Annotated in this window: 21 protein-coding genes; 14 read left to right on the plus strand and 7 right to left on the minus strand. The window is 66.9% G+C overall.

Translation table 11 applies throughout. From position 1 onward, the window contains the following. Positions 1-2: 2 nt before the first annotated feature. The 5 genes from ACQKIE_RS11415 to ACQKIE_RS11435 all read right to left on the minus strand — a co-directional run bounded on the left by ACQKIE_RS11415 (position 3) and on the right by ACQKIE_RS11435 (position 4,425). Entirely contained in the window at positions 3-368 is a 366-nt protein-coding gene (locus ACQKIE_RS11415) for a BON domain-containing protein (protein WP_427459092.1), read from the minus strand. A 235-nt stretch (positions 369-603) separates the two neighbouring features. Next, on the minus strand, positions 604-2,352 hold the full coding sequence (locus ACQKIE_RS11420; RefSeq protein ID WP_427459094.1) for a hypothetical protein: 1,749 nt from the start codon (positions 2,350-2,352) through the stop codon (positions 604-606). 103 nt (positions 2,353-2,455) lie between these two features. Next, positions 2,456-3,382 (minus strand): aspartate carbamoyltransferase catalytic subunit, encoded by a 927-nt coding sequence (locus ACQKIE_RS11425; protein ID WP_427459098.1) that lies wholly within the window; start codon positions 3,380-3,382, stop codon positions 2,456-2,458. A 43-nt stretch (positions 3,383-3,425) separates the two neighbouring features. Then, positions 3,426-3,845, minus strand: coding sequence for a Holliday junction resolvase RuvX (ruvX, locus tag ACQKIE_RS11430; RefSeq protein WP_427459100.1), 420 nt, complete (start codon positions 3,843-3,845; stop codon positions 3,426-3,428). Between the two features lie 13 nt (positions 3,846-3,858). Next, entirely contained in the window at positions 3,859-4,425 is a 567-nt protein-coding gene (locus ACQKIE_RS11435) for a YqgE/AlgH family protein (RefSeq protein ID WP_427459102.1), read from the minus strand. Between the two features lie 92 nt (positions 4,426-4,517). Between ACQKIE_RS11435 and ACQKIE_RS11440 the strand changes: the two genes are divergently transcribed. Further along, on the plus strand, positions 4,518-4,844 hold the full coding sequence (locus tag ACQKIE_RS11440; RefSeq protein WP_427459104.1) for a hypothetical protein: 327 nt from the start codon (positions 4,518-4,520) through the stop codon (positions 4,842-4,844). A gap of 35 nt (positions 4,845-4,879) precedes the next feature. On the opposite strand, the gene ACQKIE_RS11445 is transcribed toward ACQKIE_RS11440, so the two are convergent. Together ACQKIE_RS11445 and gshB are read right to left on the minus strand one after the other, a co-directional pair. Continuing rightward, on the minus strand, positions 4,880-5,740 hold the full coding sequence (locus tag ACQKIE_RS11445) for an energy transducer TonB (protein ID WP_427459106.1): 861 nt from the start codon (positions 5,738-5,740) through the stop codon (positions 4,880-4,882). After that, on the minus strand, positions 5,737-6,678 hold the full coding sequence (gene gshB, locus ACQKIE_RS11450) for a glutathione synthase (protein WP_427459108.1): 942 nt from the start codon (positions 6,676-6,678) through the stop codon (positions 5,737-5,739). Before gshB ends, ACQKIE_RS11445 begins: the two co-directional genes overlap by 4 nt. A gap of 309 nt (positions 6,679-6,987) precedes the next feature. Here gshB and pilG point away from each other — a divergent pair, with 309 nt between their 5' ends. From pilG to ACQKIE_RS11515, 13 genes are all read left to right on the plus strand, one after another. Further along, positions 6,988-7,344, plus strand: coding sequence for a twitching motility response regulator PilG (pilG, locus tag ACQKIE_RS11455; RefSeq protein WP_166700483.1), 357 nt, complete (start codon positions 6,988-6,990; stop codon positions 7,342-7,344). A gap of 35 nt (positions 7,345-7,379) precedes the next feature. Beyond that, entirely contained in the window at positions 7,380-7,754 is a 375-nt protein-coding gene (locus ACQKIE_RS11460) for a response regulator (protein ID WP_167025388.1), read from the plus strand. Between the two features lie 7 nt (positions 7,755-7,761). Next, entirely contained in the window at positions 7,762-8,307 is a 546-nt protein-coding gene (locus tag ACQKIE_RS11465) for a chemotaxis protein CheW (protein ID WP_427459111.1), read from the plus strand. Between the two features lie 172 nt (positions 8,308-8,479). Next, on the plus strand, positions 8,480-10,513 hold the full coding sequence (locus tag ACQKIE_RS11470; protein WP_427459112.1) for a methyl-accepting chemotaxis protein: 2,034 nt from the start codon (positions 8,480-8,482) through the stop codon (positions 10,511-10,513). A 4-nt stretch (positions 10,514-10,517) separates the two neighbouring features. Continuing rightward, on the plus strand, positions 10,518-16,694 hold the full coding sequence (locus tag ACQKIE_RS11475) for an Hpt domain-containing protein (RefSeq protein ID WP_427459114.1): 6,177 nt from the start codon (positions 10,518-10,520) through the stop codon (positions 16,692-16,694). Then, positions 16,687-18,381, plus strand: a complete 1,695-nt coding sequence (locus ACQKIE_RS11480) for a chemotaxis protein CheB (RefSeq protein WP_427459116.1) — start codon at positions 16,687-16,689, stop codon at positions 18,379-18,381. The genes ACQKIE_RS11475 and ACQKIE_RS11480 overlap by 8 nt, the downstream gene beginning before the upstream one ends. After that, positions 18,378-18,848: a chemotaxis protein CheW gene (locus ACQKIE_RS11485; protein WP_427459118.1), complete on the plus strand. Its 471-nt coding sequence runs from the start codon at positions 18,378-18,380 to the stop codon at positions 18,846-18,848. Before ACQKIE_RS11480 ends, ACQKIE_RS11485 begins: the two co-directional genes overlap by 4 nt. A 79-nt stretch (positions 18,849-18,927) precedes the next feature. Then, a complete protein-coding gene (gene hemP, locus ACQKIE_RS11490) occupies positions 18,928-19,125 on the plus strand; it encodes a hemin uptake protein HemP (protein WP_427459120.1) in 198 nt (65 codons plus the stop codon). Positions 19,126-19,216: 91 nt separating this feature from the next. Continuing rightward, positions 19,217-19,846 (plus strand): hypothetical protein, encoded by a 630-nt coding sequence (locus ACQKIE_RS11495; RefSeq protein WP_427459122.1) that lies wholly within the window; start codon positions 19,217-19,219, stop codon positions 19,844-19,846. Positions 19,847-19,915: 69 nt separating this feature from the next. After that, positions 19,916-21,193, plus strand: a complete 1,278-nt coding sequence (locus ACQKIE_RS11500; RefSeq protein WP_427459124.1) for an efflux RND transporter periplasmic adaptor subunit — start codon at positions 19,916-19,918, stop codon at positions 21,191-21,193. A 14-nt stretch (positions 21,194-21,207) separates the two neighbouring features. Next, a complete protein-coding gene (locus ACQKIE_RS11505) occupies positions 21,208-21,918 on the plus strand; it encodes an ABC transporter ATP-binding protein (protein WP_427459126.1) in 711 nt (236 codons plus the stop codon). Between the two features lie 28 nt (positions 21,919-21,946). Continuing rightward, positions 21,947-23,254, plus strand: a complete 1,308-nt coding sequence (locus ACQKIE_RS11510) for an ABC transporter permease (RefSeq protein ID WP_427459128.1) — start codon at positions 21,947-21,949, stop codon at positions 23,252-23,254. A gap of 10 nt (positions 23,255-23,264) precedes the next feature. Then, entirely contained in the window at positions 23,265-24,485 is a 1,221-nt protein-coding gene (locus ACQKIE_RS11515) for an ABC transporter permease (protein WP_427459130.1), read from the plus strand. The last annotated feature ends 2 nt before the right edge of the window (positions 24,486-24,487 follow it).

A 24,487-nucleotide genomic window follows, 5' to 3' on the forward strand; every position in this document is an offset into this window, starting at 1 on the left:
GATTACTTGGCGGCAGCCGAGACGGTCAGGCCGCTGGCGTCGACGCTCTTAACGCCCTTGACGCCCTTGGCAAGCTTCTCGGCGTGGCTCTTTTCCTTCGCGGTGGCGACCGAGCCGGTCAGGGTGACGACGCCGTCGCTGGTGCTCACCGAAATGTCGGTGGCCTTCACGTTCTTCGCGGTAGCGAACTCGGACTTCACCTTGGTCGTGATCCAGGTGTCGTCCGCCTTGCCGGCGACCGTCTGGTTGTCACCCTTCGAGGTGGCCGCGGCGGAGTCCTGCGCATACACCTGCGCGAAGGGAGCCGCGCCGAGACCGGCGACGAGGGCGGCGGCGAACAGGGCCTTACGGAGGTTGGCGTGGTTCATGGTGAACTCCTTTATCTCGCACTGAATGGGTCTGGCGATGGCGCCACGCACTGTGGCTGCCGTTTCGCGGGGACCATGGAAACAGCGCATCCGTGAACGATTCGTGCCGAAAAAGCGGTTCCGTTCAGGTTCGCAGGAGCGCGGTACGAGACCTCGCGCTCCTGCCCCGCGGCAGGATGCACAAAGAAAAAAGGCGCTCCGAAGAGCGCCTTTTTCCACCAGGTAACGCGGAGCGTTACTTGTATTCGGCCGCGCCGGAGACGACGAGGCCCTTGTCTTCCACGTGCACCTCGCCCGAGATCTGGACGACGCGCGCGGCCTGCGCCTTCATGGCTTCGAACTGCTTCTTCGAACGCTCCGCGCTGGCGGCCTGTGCCGCCTGGTCGTCCGGTGCGCCCTCGGCGCCCGCGGCTTCGTTCATGGACTTCGCATAGGCCTGTGCCTTGTCGGCCATGACGTCAATCCAGGCGCGATACATGTCGCCACTGAGGTGCAGGCGGTTGAGACGGCCGGCATCGCCCATCGCACCCATCAGCATCTCGTCGAGCTTGGCGTCCTCGCCCTCGCCGACGCCGACCACGATGGCCTGGCCATTCATGGCCGCCCAGCCGGGCATGCCGAGCATCGTGGTGATGTTCTGCGGCAGGGGCGCCGGCTTGCCGTCGCCGGCGAGCTTGAAGTCGCCACCGAGCATCGCCTGGCCCATCGCAAGCAGGCCGGACGGGTTGCGCGTGGCCAGCAGCACGCGACCGGTGAAGGTCGGCATCTGCTGCCCGCCGACGGCCGGCTTGAACGAATCCAGGACGATGCGCACGCCACGGATGTCGCCGAACGGCGGAATCGCCGCCTGCTGCATGGTCGAGCCGAGCTTGGCGAAGCTGTCGTTCATGCCGACGAAGGCAGGGCATTCGAACGGCTTGGCGGCCACGGCGTCCGACTGGGCCGTGAAGAAGGCGCGGAGTTGCTCGACGGGGAGCGCGAGGCTGACGTCGAACGGGCCCGATGCATCGTTGCCGAGACCGGGCAGTTCCACCTTGAGCCCGGAGAACGCCTTGGCGATGTCGTCGGCGAGGGCCACGTCCACGCGCTGCTCCTGGTGGTGCAGATCGAGGCGGGTGTAGCCGAAGCTGAGCGACGGCACGCGAGCGGCGATCCGATTGGCCTCGGTCACGCAGCTCGGCGGCGGCACGGGCACGGGTTCGCCGGTCTTGGCCGACTGGTGCTTCAGGAAGGTCGAGAACAGCGGGTCCTTGCCGGCGGCGACGAGCGGCAGCAGGCGGACGAGGTCGACCTGGCCGACCGCGTAATCCTTATAGCCCTTGTCCTTGGCGAGGTCGGCGAGGCGGCCGTCTTCCTGCAAGTTCTTTTCGGGACGGTCGACGCCAAGCGCCTGACGGATCGCCGGCTGCGCTGCATCCGCGGGCAGCAGCGACACCACCGCCTGCTTGCCGACCGTGGCGATGACCAGCTGGAGGCCGGAATCGGACAGGGTGACGTGGCGATAGGCCTGGCCGCCGGCATCGGCGCTCTCCAGCTTCTTGCCATAGGCGGTTTCGAGACGGCCGACGAAGCCTTCCCACGCGGCGGGATCGGCCAGGGCGACACGTGCGACGGGGCTGAGGCCGATGCCGTAGATCGCCGAGCCGGTCTTGATGTCGAGGCCCATGTTCTTCAGCGCGGCCTCGGCCGTCTTGCCGTCGAATTCGGCGGCGAATGCCTTCAGCAGGCGAGCGCCCTCGGCATTGCCCTTTGTTTCCAGATCGTCCGCAAGGGACTTCATCTGGGCGACTTCGCCCGGCAGTTCGCTATTGGCCTGCGCAAGCAGGGCTTCATACGCGTCGTCCTCGAGCTTGTCGAGGTTCGCCAGTACGTACGGCGTGTCGGCCGGCGCGAAGGCCAGTGGGGCATCCTTGTCCTTGTGGCCACAGGCCGCCAGCAAAACGCTGGCGACGCCGAGCGCGATGAGTCGCTTCGTCGGTCGCATTGTGTATCCCATTGTCCGGTTGGTCCCTTGGTGCCGCCATTATGCCGGAACCGCCGGGCGCGAAGGCGGGCCCATGACGGGTCTGGCGCAAATTCCTGCGAGATTACCGCCCCATGACTTCGGCCAGGACGGCCATGCGCACGAACACCCCGTTACCGACCTGTTCGAGGATGCGCGATTGCGCCCCGTCCGCGACGTCGGTGGCGATCTCGATGCCGCGGTTGATCGGGCCGGGGTGCATCACCAGGCAGCCCTTTGCCGCGCGGGCGAGGCGCCGGCAGTCCAGGCCGTAGCGCTCGAAATAGGCGGCCTCGTCGGGCAGGTCCGTGGCGGCCATGCGCTCCTTCTGCAGGCGCAGCATGATAACCGCGTGCGCCCCCTCGATCGCCTCGTCGAAGTCCTCGTGGTAGGTCACGCCCTGGAGCTCCCCCTCGGCCGGAAGCAGGGCGGAAGGGCCGGCGATGCGGATGTCGCGCGCCCCGAGGGCGGTGAAGGCGTGCACGTCGGAGCGGGCCACGCGCGAATGGCGCACGTCGCCGCAGATCGCGATGCGCAGCTTCCGGAAATCCGGATGGTGGTTGCGGATGGTCAGTGCGTCCAGCAGGCCCTGGGTGGGATGGGCCCGGTTGCCGTCGCCGGCATTGACGACCGCGACGCCGCTCATCGCGTGGCGGACCAGCGACTCGGGCGTGCCCGACTCCTTGTGCCGCACGACGATGGTGTCGAGGTGCATCGCCTCGAGCGTGTGCAGCGTGTCGAACAGTTCCTCGCCCTTGCTGGTGGAGGAAAAGCCGATGTCGAAGTTGACCACGTCGGCACCGAGCCGGCGAGCCGCCAGTTCGAATGACGTGCGCGTCCGCGTCGACGGCTCGAAAAAGAGGTTGAGCACCGTGCGTCCCGCGAGCAACTCGAGCTTCCGGGTGCCGTGTGCGGTTGCCTCGCGCATGCTGTTCGCGCGGTCGAGGAGGCGCTCGATGGTTTCGCGGGGCAGGTTCTCGAGGGTGGTCAGGTGGCGCAGGCGGTGTGACATGACGTCCTCAAGGTGCAGGGAGAATTTCGAAGGAGCGCGCTCGTCATGCCTGGACGAGGTACGACTCGAGGATGACCGCCGCGGCTTCCGCGTCGATCGACTTCGCATCGGAGCGCTTGCGCGTGCCCGCGGCGCGGCCGGCCGCGAAGCGCCGCGCCGCCTCCTGCGAACTCATGCGCTCGTCCGCGAACGCAACCGGCAGATCGTAGCGCTTGCCGAGGCGCTCGGCGAAGCGGCGGGCGGTTTTCGTCATGGGTTGTTCCTTGCCCTCGTTGTCGAGTGGCAGGCCCACGACCAGTTCCGCCGGGAGCCATTCGCGGCGCAGCGTGTCCAGGGCGACCCAGTCCGGTTCACCGTCGCGTACGGGAACGGCAGCCAGCGCACGGGCCGTGCCGGTCAGGCGATTACCGACGGCGACGCCGACGATCTTCGTCCCGACGTCGAAGCCGAAGAGGCAGCTCATCGTCCGGTGGTGGCTAGGCGTGACCGGCGTAGCCGGTCAACTGGGACGGATCGTGCACACCGAGCTTGCGCGCGGCGGCGATCCAGCGTTCGTCGATGGGGGTGTCGAACACGATGCGTTCGTCCGCGCGCGTGGTGAGCCACGCATTGTCCATCACTTCCTGTTCGAGCTGGCCGGCATCCCACCCGGCGTAGCCGAGGGTGACCATCGCACGGCGCGGGCCTTCGCCCGCGGCCATGGCCACGAGGATGTCGCGGGAGGTGGTGACGGACCAGTCCTCGTTCACCCGGTAGCTGGAGTCCCAGTTGCCGGGCTCGCGATGGAGCACGAAGCCGCGCTCCTGTTGCACGGGCCCACCAATGAGTACCGGATAGTCCGCGATCTCCGGGTCGTCGCACGTCAATTTCATCTGAGCGAGCACGTCGCCGAGGCGGTATTCGGAAATCTGGTTGATCAGCAGGCCGACCGCACCATCCTCGCCATGCTGGCAAAGGAAGGCCACGCCACGGGCGAACGGCGGGTCCGCGAGTGAGGGCATCGCGATGAGGAATTGGCCCGCGAATGTGTTGGCGATCGTCATGACCCGATTGTAGCCGCTACGACCATGAGCCGTGTGCGAACGTTCAGCGCCGCGAGGGTAGGTTGTGCGCCCGGTCACAAGGAAAGAGCGTCATGCCCAAGGTCATGTTTACAAAGGGAATCATCCTCATCGCGATGGGCTTCGCGGCGACCGCCTCGGCCTCGACGCCCGGCGCCTGGAAGGACTACGACCAACGGCTGATGAAGGCCTGCGTCGCGGCCAGCGGATTGAAGGACGTGAAGCCGGTAGGCGGACCGATCCGTTATGACGACCGCGTGCCGGTCACGGCCCTGGTGCTGGCAGGCCGCTACCCGCAGAAGCATATGAAGAACCGGCCGGGGCGCGAGCTGTGCGTGTGGGATCGGAAGGCCGAAAAAGCGTACGTGAGCGAAGCGGACCAACTGCTACCGACGAAATGAAAGGGTCGGCTCTCACCAAGCCGGGCATGGCGAGATCAATAATTCCGCAGGACGTTCCCCGGCAGGAACTGCCAGGTTCGCGTGATGTACAGCTCGTCCACCCGGTTCTTGTCGGCGGGAAGGGCCGGGAAGGGCGCGGCGAGGCGGACGATGCGCTTGGCCGCCTCGTCCAGGACCTTCCGGCCGGAACTCTTGATGACGTCCATGCTCTTGATCGTGCCGTCGCGATTGAGGCCCACCGTGAGCACGAGTTCGCCGTACAGGCCCTGCCGCCGTGCCTCGTCGGGATAGTTGAGGTTGCCCACGCGCTCCACGCGGCCGACCCAGCCCTTCATGTACGCGGCGTAGGCGTATTCGCGGGTATTCGAGGAAATGAACTTCTTCTTCGGTCGCTTGGCGTACGCCTGCGACTGTTCGCGAACCTCGGCGGCCAGGCGCGCCATTTCCATCCGTCGCTGCACCTCCTCGTTCGACTCCGGGAGCGGCCGTTCCTTCCGTTCGGTCTGCTCCTGCGTCGTGTTCACGGCGAAGGCGGTTTCGCCCGAACTGGTCAGCAGCTGGCTCGGGCTGGCTTCGCGCGGCGCGGGTGCCTGGGCTTCTTTCGGTTCCGCGGCGAGGCTCCGCTGCGGCGTGGGCAGCAGCCCGGACACCGGCTCGGACGGCCGTGCCGCCTTGTCCTTGTCACCACCTCCCGAATTGTTCGCCTGGGCAAGGAAATCCGCCTTGTCCGGCTGCTCCTGGTTGCCGACGTCCACGAGGGTGACGTCGAGCGTGGGCACGCTCGGTCGGGGCTTTTCCGCCTCGAAGGTGATGCCGAGGATGACGACACCATGCAGCAGCAGCGAGAACAGCAGGGTCGCGCCGAACAGGTCGGCGCCGGTGGTGCGGGTCGTCATCGGGCCTCGATCGCGTCGAACAGCAGCCCGGCGATGTTAATGCCGAACCGGGTATCCAGTTCGCGTAGTCCCGTTGGAGATGTGACGTTGATCTCGGTCAGGTAGTCGCCGATGACGTCAAGGCCCACGAAGCGCAGACCCCGGCGGACCAGCTCGGGCGCCACCTGGGCGGCGATCCAGCGGTCGCGGTCGGAGAGGGGAATGCCCTCACCGCGGCCGCCGGCGGCGAGGTTGCCGCGGAATTCGTCGCCTTGGGGTATGCGCGCCAGGGCATAAGGCACCGGTTCGCCGTCGATGAGCAGGATGCGCTTGTCGCCGGACGTGATCTCCGGGATGTACTTCTGCGCGATGGTGAAGTGGCGACCGCCGTCGAGCAGCGTTTCCAGCATCGAATTGAGGTTGCTGTCGCCGACCTTGACCCGAAAGATCCCACGGCCGCCCATGCCGTCCAGAGGTTTGAGCACGGCCTCGCCGTGCTGGGCCACGAACGCCTTCAGTTCGTCGCGATCGCGGGAGACGAGGGTGGGCACGATGCATTGCGGGAAGTCGAGGGCGAACAGCTTCTCGTTGCAGTCGCGCAGCGAGCGCGGGTCGTTCACCACCTTGCAGCCTTCGCGCTGGGCGCGCTCCAGCACCATCGTGTCGTAAATGAACTGCGCGTCCACCGGCGGGTCTTTCCGGGCCAGCACGATGTCGACCTCGGCAAGCGGGCGCCATTGGGACGGGCCGAGGGTGAACCAGTTGGCCGGGTCTTCCTTCACGGTCAGCGGACGCAACCGGGCCCACGCCTCGCCGCCGCGCAAGGCCAGGTCTCCCTGCTCCATGTACAGGAGGGCGTGTCCGCGACGGGACGCCTCCAGCAACAGGGCGAAGGTGGTGTCCTTGGCGATCTTGATGGCGCGGATCGGGTCCATCAGGACGGCGACGGAGAGTGGCATGGGAGCGTCCCGCAGGCAGGAAAGGTGCCAAGTCTAGTCAACACGGCCCCGAATGGGGGCGGGTTCGGCAGAGGAAGCCTTTTCTTTAAGAACAATTCATCTTGACGGCTGCCCGGCCAACCATTAAACAGCCATCGGGAGGACCGCCGAAGAGCGGGCCATCGGGACCTCGGTTCCGGACATCGACCTGGCGCACGGAATAGTCGGCCAAAACCGGCTATCCTGCGACGGTATTTGCGGTTTTTTTCGTGGGACGGGGGCGCAGTGAACGAAAACGGACGGGGTAACGACCTGAGCGGTTTGCGGGTCATGGTCATCGACGATTCGAAAACCATCCGACGCACGGCAGAGACCCTGCTGAAGAAGGAAGGCTGCGACGTACTTACCGCCGTCGACGGGTTCGAGGCGCTCGCCAAGATCTCCGACCAGAAGCCGAACATCATCTTCGTCGACATCATGATGCCGCGGCTGGACGGCTACCAGACCTGCGCGCTGATCAAGAACAACGCCCAGTTCCGGGGCACGCCGGTGATCATGCTGTCGTCCAAGGACGGCCTGTTCGACAAGGCGCGCGGCCGCATCGTCGGCGCTGAGCAATACCTCACCAAGCCTTTTACGCGCGACGAACTGCTCGGCGCGATCCACCGGTACGCGAAGGCGAGCTGACCGACACCCACGCAATACGACGTCCAGGGGGACGTGTGGCAAATATCCTGATCATCGACGACTCGCCCACCGACGTCCGCGTGTTCACCACGCTGCTCGAGAAGGCGGGTTTTTCCGTTTCCAGCGTCGACAATGCCGAGGCTGGCCTCGACCGCATCCGCGCGAACAAGCCCGACCTCGTGATCATGGACGTGATCATGCCGGGGATGAACGGCTTCCAGGCCACGCGCACGCTGAGCCGCGACCCGAACACGGCGGACGTGCCGGTGGTGATGATCACCACCAAGTCCATGGAGACCGACCGTGTGTGGGGTCTGCGCCAGGGCGCGAAGGCCTTCATCACCAAGCCGGTCAACGAGAAGGAGCTGCTCTCGACCATCGCGAGCCTCCTGCCGAACACCACGCATTGAGAACGCCATGAGCGAGAACGCGTCACTCACGCCTTTCGAACTGCTTGCGCACTACGAGCGGGCATGCCTCGCGCATTCCGCCGACGCTCCCGAGCAGGTGGAGTCGCTGGGCCTGTGGCGCGGCATCGGCTTTCGCGTGGGGCGCCGCGCCTTCGTCAGCGGCATCGAAGAGATCAATGAATTGCTGGCCGTCCCGCCGCTGACCAACGTGCCGGGCACCCAGCCCTGGTTGATGGGCGTGGCGAACGTGCGCGGCAATCTCGTGCCGGCGATCGACCTGGGCCGGTTCCTGTTCGACGAGCGCACGCCCGCGTCGGAACGCGCTCGCCTGCTGCTGGTCCGCCAGCACGGTGGCACGGTGGGACTGCTGGTGGACGAGGTGTTCGGCCAGCGTACGATGGACGAGGCGCAACGCGGCACGGGCGAGGAAGAACACGATCCGCGGCTGGCGCGCTTCGTCGCGGAGAACGTCCAGCTCGGTGAGCAGGCGTTCGGGCTTTTCAGCATGAGCCGTCTGGTTCGTGCGCCGGATTTCCGGCAGGCGGCGCTCTAAGCGCCTCCATAGGGGGAGGGGACGGCCGGGTGGCCGCCCCTTTACAGGATGGGCGGAGGCGGCTTGGCCGGCTCCGCGATGGGAACGGAGGGGCGGTCCTCGGATCGCTTCGTCATGCCGGTGGCCATCGAGGCCCCGGCGGCTAGCTTTGCCAGGTTTGGGTGAGGTGGATATGAGCACGACAGCAGGCGGCGCAGGCCGGGAACGTGGCTACACGATCGTCATCGTGTTCCTGCTCCTGGCGATCGGTTTGGCGTCGGTCGACTTCTGGTGGCTGAACAACAAGAACGGCGAGGATCGCGAGGCCATCGCGCTGACGACCCAGGTGCAGGTGCTTTCGCAGCAGACCGCGAAGTACGCGCTCGAGGCGTCGGACGGCAATCGCGACTCCTTCCGCGAGCTCGCCGCCACGAGGAACACGATCGATTCGGCCGTGCAGCGCCTGGTGAAGGGCGACGACAAGACGCGCATGCCGGCGTATGCCGATGGCAACAAGACCCAGGCGGGTCGCGCCATCGGTGCCTTGTCCAACGCGTGGCACCAGCTCGACGCGGACATCGGCAAGATCCTCTCGAACAAGGACCTCGTGCTGTCCTCGGGTGAGCGCGCCGACCTCTTCGCCAAGCAAATGCCGCTGCTGAACGCGCGCACCGACGAGGTACTGAACATCGTCCAGCAGAAGAACGCGTCGGTGGAGCAGACCTTCACCATCGCCCGCTGGATGCTCATGGCCGACCGCATGATCCGCCGCGTGCAGGAGATCCTGCAGGGTGGCGACGGTGCGCAATCGGCGGCCGATGGCCTGTCCCGCGACGCCCAGCTGTACGGCGCGGTGCTGAAGGGCCTCGTCGACGGCAATCCGGACGGCGGCGTCCGTGCCATCAGCGACGCGAATGCGCGCAAGATCCTCGAGGGCATGCAGACCTCCTGGAACGACCTGGTCGACCCGGTGAACCAGCTGGTCACGGCGTCGCCGAACCTGCAGGACGTGAAGCGCGCGGGCAACCAGGCTTCCCTGGATTCGCAGACCGTGCTGCTCCGCGCGAACGAGTCCGCCGACCAGATCGCCAAGCTGCCGCTGACCCGCCTGTTCCCGAACGTGTGGTGGGGCCTGCTAGGCGCCATCGGCGCGGTGCTCTTCGCGCTGCTGCTGGTCTACAACCTCGTGCGCGACCAGCGCCGCCGCTTCGAGACCACGTCCGAACTGAACCAGCGTAACCAGACCGCGATCATGCGGTTGCTGGACGAGATGGGCACGCTGGCCGAAGGCGACCTGACCATCAAGGCCACGGTGACCGAGGACATCACGGGCGCCATCGCGGACGCCATGAACTCCGCCGTGGACGAGATGCGCAACCTCGTGACCACGATCAACGAGACCGCGGTGCGCGTCTCCGCGGCGGCCCAGGAAACCCAGGCCACCGCCATGCACCTCGCCGACGCGGCGGAGCAGCAGGCGCAGCAGATCACCTCGGCGACATCGGCCATCAACCAGATCGCGACCTCCATGGACACGGTGTCGAAAGATTCCGCGGAATCGGCGGACGTGGCGCAGCGCTCGGTGCAGATCGCCTCGCGCGGCGCGGAAGTGGTGCGCGAGACGATCCAGGGCATGGACTCGATCCGCGACCAGATCCAGGAAACCTCGAAACGAATCAAACGCCTCGGCGAGTCGTCGCAAGAGATCGGCTCGATCGTGGAACTCATCAACGACATCGCCGAGCAGACCAACATCCTCGCCTTGAACGCGGCCATCCAGGCGGCGTCGGCGGGTGAGGCGGGCCGTGGCTTCGCGGTGGTGGCGGACGAAGTCCAGCGGCTCGCCGAACGCTCGGCGAGCGCGACGAAGCGTATCGAAACGCTGGTGCAGACCATTCAGTCCGATACCAACGAAGCGGTCAGTTCGATGGAACAGACCACCGCGGAAGTGGTGGCCGGTGCCCGCCTGGCGGAGGACGCCGGTACGGCGCTCGGGGACATCGAGCGCGTTTCGAACGACCTCTCGGCGCTGATTCAAAACATCTCGGCCGCGGCACGCCAGCAGTCCGCCGCGGCGACCGACACGTCGGCGACGATGAACGTCATCCAGGAGATCACCTCGCAGACGTCGCTGGGTGCCAGCCAGACGGCCGAGTCGATCGGCAACCTGGCCCAGCTCGCGAACGACCTGCGCCTGTCCGTCGCGAACTTCAAGCTGCCGGGCTGATGCAGTGAGACTCCAAGACCATACCGATTTCACCACGCTGCACTGGGTCAAGGCCGAGCTCGATGACGCCTTGTCCAAGGCACGCCAGGCCCTCGAGTCGTACGTGGAGGACTCGCGGGACGCCTATGTCATGCACACCTGCGCCGCGGACCTGCACCAGGTGCACGGCACGCTGCGTATGGTCGAGCTCTACGGCGCCGCGATGGTCGTCGGCGAGATGGAGCAGCTGGTCGCGGCCCTGATCGACGACCGCGTCGCCCAGCGCGACGACGCGTATGCCGCGTTGATGCGCGGCATGATGCAGATGCCCGATTACCTCGAGCGCCTGCAGAGCGGTCATCGCGATGTGCCCATCGTGCTGCTGCCGCTGCTGAACGACCTGCGCGCGAGCCGCGGCGAGCAGTCGCTGCACGAATCCGCGCTGTTCACGCCGAACCTGGACACCATGCTGCCGGCAACGGCACCCGGCGCGAGCGATCCGGCCGCGGCGGAAGCGCAGCGCGGCGAACTCGCCGAGCTGCGCGTGCGCTTCCAGCAGCAGTTGCTGGCCTGGTTCCGTGGCCAGGGCAACGAACGCCAGTTGCTGGGCATGCGGGCGACGCTCGACGGCATCGCGGCGCGTTGCTACACGATCGCGGGCCGTCGCCTGTGGTGGATCGCCGCCGGTGTGCTCGAAGGCCTCGAGCGCGGCGTGCTGCGCGCGCACGACAAGGACGTGCGCCAGCTCATTGGTCGCGTCGACCGCTCCATCCGCGAACTGGTCGATGGCGGCGAAGAAGCCTTGCTCGGCGGCGACGCCGACGAGCTGTCGCGCAAGCTGCTTTATTACGTGGCCCAGGCCAAGCCGGGCAGCGACCGCATCGAGGAACTGCGCCAGACCTACCGCCTCGAAGGGCTCCTGCCGCAGGCGTCGGAGCTGGAGCATGCGCGGGGGTCGATGTCCGGCCACAACCGTGCGCTCCTCGACACGGTCTCCGCGGCGATCAAGGACGACCTGCTGCGGGTGAAGGAATCGCTCGACCTCTTCCTGCGCCGTCCCGATGGCGATCCGGCCCAGCTAGGCCAGCAGACCGAAGTGCTCGATCGCGTGGGCGATACGCTGGGCATGCTCGCGCTTGGCGTGCCGCGCCGTGTCGTCGGCGAGCAGCGCCGTATCCTCGGCGAGATCGCCACGGGCGCGCGTGAGCCCGACGAGGAATCGTTGCTCGACGTCGCAGGCGCGCTGCTTTACGTGGAAGCGTCGCTCGACGACCACATCGAACGGTTGGGCGCGGACGGCGAAGCGCCGGCACCCAGCGAGCTCGGCCCGTCCCCGCTGCCGCGTAGCGAGGCGCGCCACATCCTGTCCACCCTCATGCGCGAGGCGACGGCCAACACCGCCAAGGTGAAGGACGCCATCGTCGGTTTCGTCGAATCCGCGTGGGACCACGACCAGCTCGCCGGTGCGCCGGAGCAGATGGCCGAGATCGGCGGCGCCATGCGCATGCTCGGCGCCAGCCGTCCGGCGGAACTCGCCGACGGCATCGGCCTGTTCATCCACCGCGAATTGCTTGGCGATCGCCGCGTGCCGAACGGCACGCAGATGGACCGCCTCGCCGACGCGCTCGCCGCGCTCGAGTATTACCTCGAGGCCGCCCGCGAGCATCGCGGCGGCCTGGAACACATCCTCGACGTGACCCAACAGAGCCTGGCGGAACTGGGCTACTGGCCCGTGCCGACCGATGCGGACGAGGAGGGCGAAGCCCTCGGCGATGCCGCGCTGGAGGAAATCGAGGCAGCCGCGATCGAACACATCGCCGTCCCCGCGACCAGCGTGGACGAGGGCGAGACCGTCGCCAGCTTCGCCGACAGCTTCGACCTCATCGACGAACCGCCGGCGGACGCCGACGAGGTCGTCGCGTCTCCCGTTCCCGTCGCCTCCGAAGCGCCCGCCGCTCCGGCCAGCGACGAAGACTGGGTGGAGATCGAGGAAGAAGTCGAACAGGAAGTGGGCGGTCTCGGCATGGCCGAATTCGCCGGGTTCCAGATCACCGTCGACGGCATCGATGACGAGATCCGCGAAATCTTCCTCGAGGAAACCGAGGAAGAGATCGGCAACCTGCGCGCCGCGCTGGGCCATTGGCTCGCCGAGCCGGAGCGCAGCGATGCGCTGGTACCCATCCGTCGCTCGTTCCATACCCTGAAGGGCTCGGGCCGCCTCGTGGGCGCTCGCCTGCTGGGCGAGTTCTCCTGGAAGGTGGAGAACATGCTCAACCGCGTGCTCGATGGCACCATCGGTCCGCATGAAGGCGTGCAGGCGCTGGTGCGTCATGCCGTCGAGGCGCTGCCGCAACTCAAGTCCGCGCTCGAAGGCGATGCCACGCCGGCCGCGCCGATCGCGGCCATCATGGAGACGGCCGATCGCCTGGCGATGGGCGACATGGCCTTCGTCGAGGACGTGGCACGCAGCTCGATCCACCGCGTGCGCAGCAAGGTCAAGCGCCGCGTGCCGCGCGACACCATCGCGGCCGTGCCGACCGCCGGCTTCGCCGCGTACGGTCAGGCGCCGGTGGAAACACCGGAAGCTGTCCTGCCGGTCGACGTGTCGCCGGGCGAAGGCACCGGTACGCACGACGCCCCGGAAGCGGCCGAGCCCGTTTACGTCGCACCGCCGCTGCCGCCGGTCGACGCCGTTCTGCTCGACATCCTGCGCGCGGAAGTCTCGCAGTACCTCACGGTCATTCGAGCAAACCTCGCGATGGCGGGCGATGGCGAACTGCCGGTGGACGATGCGTTGCTGCGGGCCGTGCATACACTGCACGGTGCCATCGGCATGGTGGATATCCCGGTCCTGATCCAGGTGCTGGCGCCGCTCGAAGGGCTCATCAAGCGCGTTCGCGCCACGGGCTTGCCGTTGCGCCGCGAAGGCGTCGTGGCGCTCACCGACACGGCCGACCTGGTCGACCACGTGATGGCCCAATTCGACGCGCCCGACCCGCGCGTGCCGGACGTGGCGGCACTTGCCGCACGCATCGTCGCGCTGCGCGACGAGCAGCCGGAAGCGACGGTCGCGCATATCCTTTACGAACCCGATCCGCTGCCGCTCGACGACGAACTGGTGTTCGATGCGGGCGACGAGGACATGGCGTCCGATCCGGTGTCCGAACCGGCGTCGGAGGATGTCGAAGCCTACCTGCCGGAACAGCCGGTGGAAGCCAGCGTTCCGTCGCTCGACGAGCAGCTGCTTGCGGACGAGTTCGCGGAAGAAGGCGAGCTGCCGCCTATCGAACAGGCGCCGCTGGAATCGGTCGCTGCGAACGACGAATTCACCGCGGAGCTCATGGCCTCGCTCGAAGGTTTCGAGATCGAGAAGGCGGACATAGAGAAGCCGGAAGGCGACGTGCGGCCGATCCTGGCCTACGACGCCGAAGAGGATGCCGCGTGGCGTTCGCTGCTGGGCGAGCTCGAAGGCACCGCGTCGCCCGCGACCGCGACCGCGACGGACGAGGCACTGCCCCAGCCGATGTCGCATGACGGTGAGGTATTGCACGTCGACGAGGGGCTGGTCGATCTCGCTTCGGATGAATCGCTGACAGGGTCCGCTCCCTCCGAGCAGGAGGAGTTCGAGGTGTTGGATGTTCCGGCCCAGCCGGAGATTGTCGACACCGCTCCCGAGCTCGACGAACAGGGCGTCGTGGACGAGCCGGTCGTCATCGAGGACCAGTCGCACGAGCCGGTCGCGCCGCCGGTGCATACGCCGGTCGAGACACCTGCTCCCGCGCTCGTTCCCGAGCTGTCGCCTTACGCAGACATCGACCCCGACCTGCTCGAGGTATTCGTCGAGGAAGGCCGCGAGATCCTGGACCACGCCGACGCCGCGCTCGCCGCATGGCGTACCGAACCGGAACAGGCGGAGCATGTCGCCGCCCTGCAACGCGACCTGCACACGCTGAAGGGCAGCGCGCGCATGGCCGGCATCTCGGCGGTCGGCGACCTGTCGCACGCCATGGAAGCGCTGCTCGATGCGGTGGCCGGTGGCCAGCGCGAGAGCGATCGTCCGGCCATCGAAGCGACCGAGGCGGGCTTCGACCGCCTGCACGGCATGATCCAGAGCATCGCGCAGAACAAGCCGGTGGCGTTGGCGGAGGCGGACATCGAGCCGTTCGCGCGCCTCGCGGGCTCGCCGATCGCGCCGGATACCGTGACCGCCGAGGCGTACCGGGAAGAACGCGAGGCCGCCATCATCGAGCACGCGCCGGTCTTCGAACCGCTGCCGGAGCCCGAGGCGCACGCGGAACCGGTCATCGAACGCGAGCTGCCGGAACTCCTGCCGGAGTTCGAGGAAGAAGAGCTCCAGCGCGCGTCGCAGGAACAGATCCGCGTCCGCGCGGACATGCTCGACACGCTGGTGAACCATGCCGGCGAGGTGTCGATCTACCGTTCGCGCCTGGAGCAGCAGACCGCCAGTTTCCGTGCCGCGCTTACCGAGCACGAGCAGACGGTCAGCCGCCTGCGCAGCCAGCTGCGCATGCTCGAGATCGAAACGGAAGCGCAGATCATCGCGCGTTATCACCAGGAGCATCGCGACACCGGCCTGTCCAGCTTCGATCCGCTGGAACTCGACCGCTTCTCGCAGTTGCAGCAGTACTCGCGAGCGCTGGCCGAGTCGGTATCCGACCTTGTCTCGCTGCAGACCATCCTCGACGAGCTGACCCGACAGTCCGAGAACCTCCTGCTCCAGCAGCAGCGAGTGAATGCGGAGCTGCAGGAAGGCCTCATGCAGACACGCATGCTGCCCTTCGACGCCATGGTGCCGAACCTTCGCCGCACGCTGCGCCAGGCCGCCTCCGATGTGGGCAAGCGCGCGCAGCTGGTGGTGGAAGGTGCCAACGGCGAAATGGATCGCAACATGCTCGACCGCATCAAGGCGCCGTTCGAGCACATGCTGCGCAACGCCGTGGCCCATGGCATCGAGCCGCCGGAAGCACGCGAAGCGACGGGCAAGAATCCGGAAGGCACGGTGCGCATCCAGGTCGCCCGCGAGGCTACCGAGATCGTGGTGCGCCTGTCCGACGACGGTGCGGGCATGGATCGCGACGCGATTCGCGCCAAGGCCATCGAACGCGGTCTGCTGCGTCCCGATGCGCGTGTGTCCGACGACCAGATCTACCAGCTCACGCAGGTGCCTGGATTCTCCACCGCCGAAAAGGTCACCCAGGTGGCCGGACGCGGCGTGGGCATGGACGTGGTGGCGAACGAGATCAAGCAGCTCGGCGGCACCTTGGGCATCGAGTCGCAGAAGGGTGTCGGCACGACGTTCGTGATGCGCCTGCCGTTCACCCTCGCGGTGACCCAGGCCCTGATCGTTCGCATCGGCGAGACCAACTTCGCGATCCCGATGACTTCGGTCCATGGCGTGGCCCGCATGGCGCCGAACGAACTGGCCCATCGCATGGCCGATGCCGAGCCGGCATTCGACTACCTGGGCGAGGAATACGGTATCCACGACCTGCCGCAGCTGCTCGGCGTGCACGTGATCTCGTCACCCGACGAAGGCGACATCCCGCTGCTGCTCGCCCGCTCGGGCGACCTGCGCGCCGCGATCCGCGTCGATGCCGTCCTCGGCTCGCGCGAAATCGTGGTCAAGCCGGTCGGTCCGCAGGTGAGCTCGGTGCCGGGCATCCTCGGTGCGACGATCATGGGCGACGGTTCCGTGCTGATGATCCTAGACCTCGCGCCGCTGGTCCGCCACGGCGTGGCGCGCCGCGCCTTCGAGGCCGAAGCGCTGGTGCCGCACGCGCCGCGCGCGCAGGACGAGATTCGCGTGAAACCGCTGGTGATGGTGGTCGACGATTCGATCACCATGCGCAAGGTCACGGGTCGCGTGCTCGAGCGCCACGAGTTCGAAGTGATGACGGCGAAGGACGGAATCGACGCGCTCGAGAAGCTCAACGAGCGGGTGCCCGACCTGATGCTCCTCGACATCGAGATGCCGCGCATGGACGGGTATGAACTGGCGACGCAGATGAAGGCCGACGAGCGCCTCGCCGGGGTGCCGATCATCATGATCACCTCGCGTACGGGCGACAAACACCGCCAGCGCGCGTTCGACATCGGTGTCGACCGTTACATCGGCAAGCCGTACCAGGAGAACGACCTCATCGTGCAGATCAACGACGTGCTCGGAGTCCACCATGGGTGATCGCGAGGCGGCGGTCGCGCTGCTGTTCGACGACGCCAGTCTTTCCGCCCACCTGCGGGAAGCGCTCGTCGCACAGGGCGCGCGCATCGTGTACGAGTCGGACCTCCGTTCGTTCGCGCCGGCGGAACTCGTCGGCTCCTCGGCCAACGTGGTGGTCGTCGATCTCGACAACCCGGGCGACGATGACCTGGACCGCCTGTACGACACGGTCGAGGGCGGGCACCCGCGTCTCGTCTTCAACGACGCGGATGCCAGCCGCAAGCTCGAGGGATGGGATCGTGCGCGTTGGGCTCGCCATCTCGCCGCAAAGCTGGTCGGAGAAATGGCGCTCGATCCGCCGCGTCCCGAGGACGCGCGTGCGATCGAGCCACGTGTTGCCGCGCTCGCGGGCCTGTCCGCGCCGGCCGACGAGTTTCTCGACGAACCGCTGGTCGAGGACCTCGCGATCACCGGAAGCCATGGCTACCCAGAATCGCCGATGGCTGCACCGGTCGACGCTTCGTTCGACGAGGCGCCTTCCATGGCCGACGATGTCGCGGATGAACTGAGCTTCTCCACGCCGCTGGCCGGCGACGATGACGAAGAAGGCGAGGGCGCCGATCCCTCCGAACTGGCCGCCGAACTGGAGGCCCTGCTTGCCGACTCCGGACCGCTCGCCGAGGACGACCTGGAATCGCTGCCGTCCGCGCCGGTGGAACTAACGGAGCTCGCCTCGCTCGACCTGTCCGGCTTCGAAGTCGTCGAGGATGGGCCGCCCCCGGTGGTGCAACCGGAAGAGGGCTTCGACGCCAGCCACTTCAGTCTCGCGTCGCTGGAGGATGACGTTGGCGGGTCGCCGGAGGTTCCTTCCGTCCAGATCGAATCGCGCGCCACGGAATATGTGCCACCGCCGGTACCGGAATGGGACCTCGTCGACCACGACGCCGTGATCGTGGAACCGGTTCCCCGGCCCGAGCCGGCGGAGTTCGGCATCGAGACCATCAGTGCCGCCGAATACCTGGCGCAGGATGTCGTCGATGACGGCAGCCACGGACTCGAGGCCGGCTTCTCGCTCGAACTCGTATCGATCGAGGAAGCGGTTGCTCCGCGCACCGACGGCGATTTCTCCCACGAGATGTTCCTGGAAGCGGCGCCGCGTGCAGTGCGTCGCGTCGTCGCCCTGGGGGGTACTCAGGAAAGCGAAGCCTCGATCGCAGCGTTCCTCGCCGCGCTCCCGGACCGCGTGCCGGCCTTGCTGCTCGTGGTCGCGCACCATGACGATGCGCAGGCGTTGGTGACGCGCCTGGGGCGGGGAAAGGTCGCCTCCGATGGCAGCCACGCCGTCCACGGCGACTGCCTGGTTGTGCCGCGCGGTTCCCATGTACAGGTTCGCCGCGACGGCAGCGTCTCGCTCCGCGACGACGGCAGCGCCGCTACCGCGGACGGCCCCTCGATCGACGGCATCCTCAGCACGCTCGCCGGCGGTTTCGGGGCCGACGCGCTCGCGATCATCTTCGCGGGCCACGGCAACGATGCTGTTGCCGGCTCGCAGGCTGTCTACGATGCGGGTGGCCGCGTTTGGGTCGAGACCGTGCCGCCGGAACTCGAAACAGGCCACATGGTGGCCGGCATCCGCGAGGAGCGGGTAGCCGACTTCGCCGGAGACGCCCACGCGCTGGCACAGAAACTGATCGAGGAATTCCCATGAGCGAGCCGTTACCGCGCGAGATCCGCTGCGTCCTGATCCCCAGCGGTGGCGTCCGCCTGCTGCTTCCCAACGCGGCCGTCGCTGAAGTGATCACGCTTGCCGGCGTCGAGCCGGTGGCCAATGCGCCTTCCTGGCTGCTGGGCCAGATCGCCTGGCGCGGCTGGAGCATTCCCTTGCTCAACTTCGACCATGTCGCGAGCCTGCCGGAAGACGCGCCGCCGCAAGCGTCGCGCGTCGCGGTGCTGAAGGGCGTGGGCCAGCATCCGGCCATGCCGTACCTCGCCGTCCTCACCCACGGCTTCCCGCGCCTGACCACGCTGAACGCGGAACTCCTGCTCCCCACGCACGACGGCAACGAACTGCCCTTCGGCGTACGCGCCCGTGTGCTGGTGCGTGACGATACGGCGGTGATTCCGGATCTGGAGCAGCTGGAAAGCACGCTGGTGGAGATGCTGGCGGCTGCTTGACCGACCGGCCGTCGCAAGGCTTGACTCGTAACTGAGAATCATTATCATCAACTCCGCACCCAACCGCGGAGTCCAGACCATGCTGCTTCGAACGCTCCCCCTGACCGATAACGGCGGCCGCGACAAGGTCGTGCCGCTTCGTGCCGTCCCGGCGGCCACCCGGCGCATCGAAAGCAAGAATCTGCTCGACGGCTCGAGGGAGCTTGTCATCGAGCACCAGGGCAGCGAATACCATCTGCGCCTGACCCGCAACGACAAGCTCATCCTGACGAAGTAACCGTCGCTTTCTCCCCGACGCCAAGCCACGCGGGTCTCCCCAGGCCGCCAGCCAGGCATCCTTCCGACCGCTCACGTCACCGGGAGACGCCATGTTCGGCTGGCTCGCATGCTTCGGCGTGTCCTCGCGCGCCCGTTCCACCGCCGCCACGCGGTGGCTGGACCTTTCGCCGCGCACGCTGTTCGAGGGCCTGGGCCAGCTTGGCGGTGTGCTGTACCTGGCGCCTCGGCACGCCGAGGCGCCGGAAGTCGTGGCCTCGCCGGGCTGTCTGGTCGAAACCTCGGAGCTGGCGCCGCTCCTGGGCACGAGGCATGTCGGGCTCACCTGCGCCGTGACGGCGGAAGGTCCGCGCGAGTGGATCGATTGCGTGGACGGGCGGGGCGACATCCTCGGGCGCGTCTATTTGCTCCCGGATACGGACTACCTCGCGTGGGATGGGCTGTTTGCCGATGCAACGCCCGCGTTGCCACCATCGGGCCGTGCGGCCGACCGGGATTGGGTTCTTGCTTCGCGGGCGCGGGTGGTCTGCTTCACCCTTTGTCGTCTCGGCGGATTCACGGTGCTGGGCACCTATGAAACGCCCATCTCGTCGCTGGGGCACGGCGTGGCGCGCGATATCGCTTTTTCCGAGTCGCTGCCGTTGTGTCCGGACTCTTCCGTGTCCGGACACTTTGTCCGCGGACACCCCCGGCTGAGCCACGCCGCGCGGCTATATCGCTGATCTCAAAGATTTTCCTGGCTTGGCACGGCACTTGCTGACTATCCCGGCAAGTAGACCAGGGAATCCACCATGATCCGTGACACCTCCGCCCAGGACCGTCTCGTCGAAGTCCGCCCGACCCGTAGCCGCAACCGGAAGCTCCTCCTCATCGGGGGCGGCGTCGCCGCCGTGGCGCTGATTGCGCTGGCCGCGCCGCACCTGGCCACGATGTTCTCGGCGGATACCTCCGTGAGCGCCTCGCGGCTCAGCTTCGGCACGGTCAGCCGCGGCCCCTTCGTTCGCGACATCGCGGCCGAGGGCAAGGTGGTGGCCGCGGTGAGTCCCACGATGTACGCGGCGTCGTCCGGCGCCGTGGTGCTCAAGGTGCACGCGGGCGACGTGGTGAAGAAGGGGCAGGTCCTCGCGGTGATCACCAGCCCGGAACTCACCAGCAAGCTGTCGCAGGAAAAGTCCGCCGCCGATGCCATGGAAGTGGATTACCTGCGCGCGCAGATCGACGCGAAGAAAAAGCGCTCCGAGCTGCAGAAAGCCTACGACAACGCCACCATCGATCAGACGGCGGCCGAGCGCGACCTCAATCGCTACCAGAGCGCCTACGGGAAGGGCGCCGTGCCGCAGGCCGATGTGGACAAGGCCAAGTCCGCCCTGGACAAGGCGCAGATCACGACGAAGCATGCCAAGACCGACCTGTCGATGGACAACGACAGCCTGACCTTCGACGTGCAGTCGAAGAAGCTCGCGCACGATCGCCAGGTCTACCTGGTGCAGGACCTCGAGCGCCAGGTGGAAGACCTCAATGTGAAGTCGCCCGTCGACGGCCAGGTGGGCCAGCTCTTCATCGCCGAACGCGCCACCGTCGCCAAGGATGCCCAGCTCCTCAGCGTCATCGACCTGTCCGCCCTCGAAGTCGAAATGAAGGTGCCGGAAAGCTTCGCGCGCGACCTTGCCATCGGCATGCCGGGCGAGATCAGCGGCAACGGCAAGACATGGGACGGCAAGGTCAGCGCCGTGTCGCCCGAGGTCGTGAACGGCGAAGTCGCCGCCCGCCTGCGCTTCGACGGTGAAACGCCGAAGCAGTTGCGCCAGAGCCAGCGCCTCTCCGTACGCATCCTGCTCGACAAGCGCGACAACGTGCTCACCGTGCAGCGCGGCTCCTTCGTGGACGAAAGCGCGGGGCGCTATGCCTACGTCGTGAACGACGGCATGGCCGATCGCCGTGACATCCGTGTCGGTGCGAGCAGCATCGACAAGGTCGAAATCCTGGATGGCCTGAAGGAGGGCGACAAGATCGTCATCTCCGGTGCCGACACCTTCGGTGACGCGAAACACGTCGCCATCAGCCGCTGATAGAGGGAACCACCATGCTCAAGATGACCCATCTCGCCAAGGTCTACCGCACGGAAGTCGTCGAGACCTACGCCCTGCGCGACTTCAACATCGACGTGAAGGAAGGCGAGTTCGTCGCCGTGACCGGTCCCTCGGGCTCGGGCAAGACCACCTTCCTGACCATCGCCGGGCTGCTGGAAACCTTCACCGGCGGTCACTACCACCTCGACGGCGTGGAAGTGAGCCAGCTGGACGACAACGCCCGCTCGCGCATTCGGAACGAAAAGATCGGCTTCATCTTCCAGGCCTTCAACCTGATCCCCGACCTCAACGTGTTCGACAACGTGGAAGTGCCGCTGCGCTACCGCGGCATGAAGGGTGCCGAGCGCAAGCAGCGGATCATGGACGCGCTGGAACGCGTGGGCCTGGCGTCGCGCGCCAAGCATTACCCTGCGGAACTCTCCGGCGGCCAGCAGCAGCGCGTGGCCATTGCCCGCGCGCTGGCCGGTTCGCCGCGCCTTCTCCTGGCCGACGAACCCACCGGTAACCTGGACACGCAGATGGCCCGCGGCGTGATGGAACTGCTCGAGGAGATCCACCGTGAGGGCGCGACCATCGTCATGGTCACCCACGATCCGGAACTGGCGGCCCGCGCGCAACGCAATGTCCACGTGATCGACGGCCAGGTGGTCGACCTCGCGGAAGAGCCGCGCTTCCACGCGCACGCACACTCCGCTCATTCCTGAACCCGTCGTTCCACCCCCGGGGGCACCCATGTTCAGCTACTACCTTCAACTCGGCCTGCGCAGCTTGCGCCGCAATCCGATGCTCACCGCGCTCATGGTGATGGCGATCGGATTCGGCGTGGCGGCGTCGATGACCACCTACTCGGTGTACCGTGCGACGTCGCGCGATCCGATCCCGCAGAAATCCGACGTGCTGTACAACGTGCAGCTGGATAACTGGGGGCCGGAGAACACCGAGAAGGGTGAGCCGCCGCCGGCGCTCAGCTATACCGATGCCACGGCGCTCATGCGCGCGCATAAGGCGAAGCGGCAGACGATCACCTATCCCATCGGCATCTCGGTGATTCCGGACGACGCGTCCCGCCTGCCGATGCGCCAGGGTGCCTACGCCACCGGTGCGGATTTCTTCCCCATGTTCGACGTGCCCTTCCTCCAGGGCCGCGGGTGGAGCCTCGAAGACGACGACAAGCACGCCGACGTCGCCGTCATCAGCAAGTCGCTCAACGACAAGTTGTTCAACGGCGGGCCCAGCGTGGGTAAGCAGGTCAACCTCGACGGGCACCTCTTCCGCGTGACCGGCGTGATCGAGGACTGGGCGCCGCAGCCGCTGTTCTTCGACGTGTGGAATACCGGCGGCTTCGACGAAGGCGCATCCGTGTATGTGCCATTCAATCGCGCGGTGGACCTCAAGCTGCCGAACAACGGCAACAACAACTGCGTGAAGGATCCGGGCGAGGGCTGGGACAACTACCTGCGCTCGGAATGCATCTGGATTTCGATGTGGGCGGAATTGCCCTCGGCCGCAGACGCCCACGCCTATCGCAGCTACCTCGCCGGCTATTCCGCCGAGCAGCAACGCGCGGGGCGTTTCAGTTGGGCCCCGAACGTGCGCGTTCGCGACGTCATGGACTGGCTGTCGGTCGAAAAGGTGGTGCCGCGCGAGTCGCAAGTCTCGCTGTTGGTGTCGCTCGGCTTCCTCGTCATCTGCCTGGTCAACACCGTCGGTCTGTTGCTCGCGAAGTTCATGCGTCGTGCTCCGGAGATCGGCGTGCGCCGCGCGCTCGGTGCGTCGCGCAGGGAGATCTATGCACAGTTCCTCATCGAGGCTGGAACGATCGGCGTCGCGGGCGGTGTGCTGGGCCTGCTGCTCACCGGCGTCGGCGTGCTCGGTGTCGGCCTCGTGTTTCCCGAGCAGATCGCGCGGCTGGCCACGCTGGACCCGATGCTGATGCTACTCACCCTTGCCGTGGCGATCGCCGCCTCGGTCATCGCCGCCTTCTATCCCACATGGCGCGCTGCCCAGGTGCAGCCGGCGTGGCAGCTGAAGTCCAACTGAGGAACCCGCCATGCAGATCCGACCCATCCTCGCGGCGCTCCGCCGGCACAAGGCAGGAACCATCCTCATCGCACTGCAGATCGCCCTGACCCTGGCGATCGTCTGCAACGCGCTCTTCATCATCCACGAGCGCGTCGAGCGCGTGAAGCGGACGACGGGCATGGACGAGTCCAACGTGATCGCGGTGCAGAACCGCTACGTGGGCTCGCCGCCCAACTTCGTCCCGCTGATGAAGACCGATCTCCAGGCCATTCGCTCGATGCCGGGCGTGCAAAGCGCGTACGTGACCAACTCGTTCCCGCTGCGCCAGGGCGGCTGGTCCACGAGCATATCGAGGAGTTCCGAAGCCAGCGGGACGAGGAATGGCGTGCAGTCGGCGCTGTACTTCGGCGACGAGCAGACGCTGGCCACGCTCGGCGTGAAGCTCATCGCCGGGCGCAATTTCACGCCCGGCGAGGTCACGTCATTCGAACGCGAACAACCGCCCGCTCCGCCGCAGGTCATCATCACCAAGGCCCTCGCCGATAAGCTGTTCCCTGACGGGAATGCGCTGGGCAAGACGATCTATTACGTGAAGGAAAAGCCGTCCACGATCATCGGCATCGTCGAGAAGCTCACGGTGCCCTGGACGGACTTCGGCTTCATGGACCATGTGACGATCATGCCCCTGCTGTTCAACAGCAGCTACCAGCACTTCGTCGTACGGACGAAGCAAGGCCAGCAGGACGCCGTGTTCAAATCGATCGCGAATACCCTCTATGGCACGAGCCGCATGCGCGTGTTGCCGGAGAAGGTGGGCGTGCGTACGTTCGAGATGGTTCGCGCAAGGGCCTACGAGGCCGACCGTGGCATGGCGATCCTCATGAGCATCGTGTGCGGCGTCCTGCTGGCAATCACCGCGGCCGGCATTGTGGGCCTGTCGAGCTTCTGGGTGGGGCAGCGTCGCAAGCAGATCGGCGTGCGCCGCGCGCTGGGTGCACGCAAGAGCGACATCCTCAGCTACTTCATGACCGAGAACTTCCTGATCGCGCTCGCCGGCGTGGTGGTCGGCATCGTGCTGGCGCTGGGCATGAACCAGTGGATGCTCACCCAGTTCGAGATGCAGCGGCTGTCATTCACGTACCTGCTGATCGGCGTCGTCGTCCTCCTCGGGTTGGGTCAGGCCGCGGTGTTCGCGCCGGCACTGCGTGCGTCCCGTGTGTCGCCCGTCGAAGCCACCCGCAGCGTCTGACG

The sequence above is a fragment of the Luteibacter sp. NPDC031894 genome (assembly GCF_050273135.1).
Classification (GTDB): Bacteria; Pseudomonadota; Gammaproteobacteria; order Xanthomonadales; family Rhodanobacteraceae; genus Luteibacter.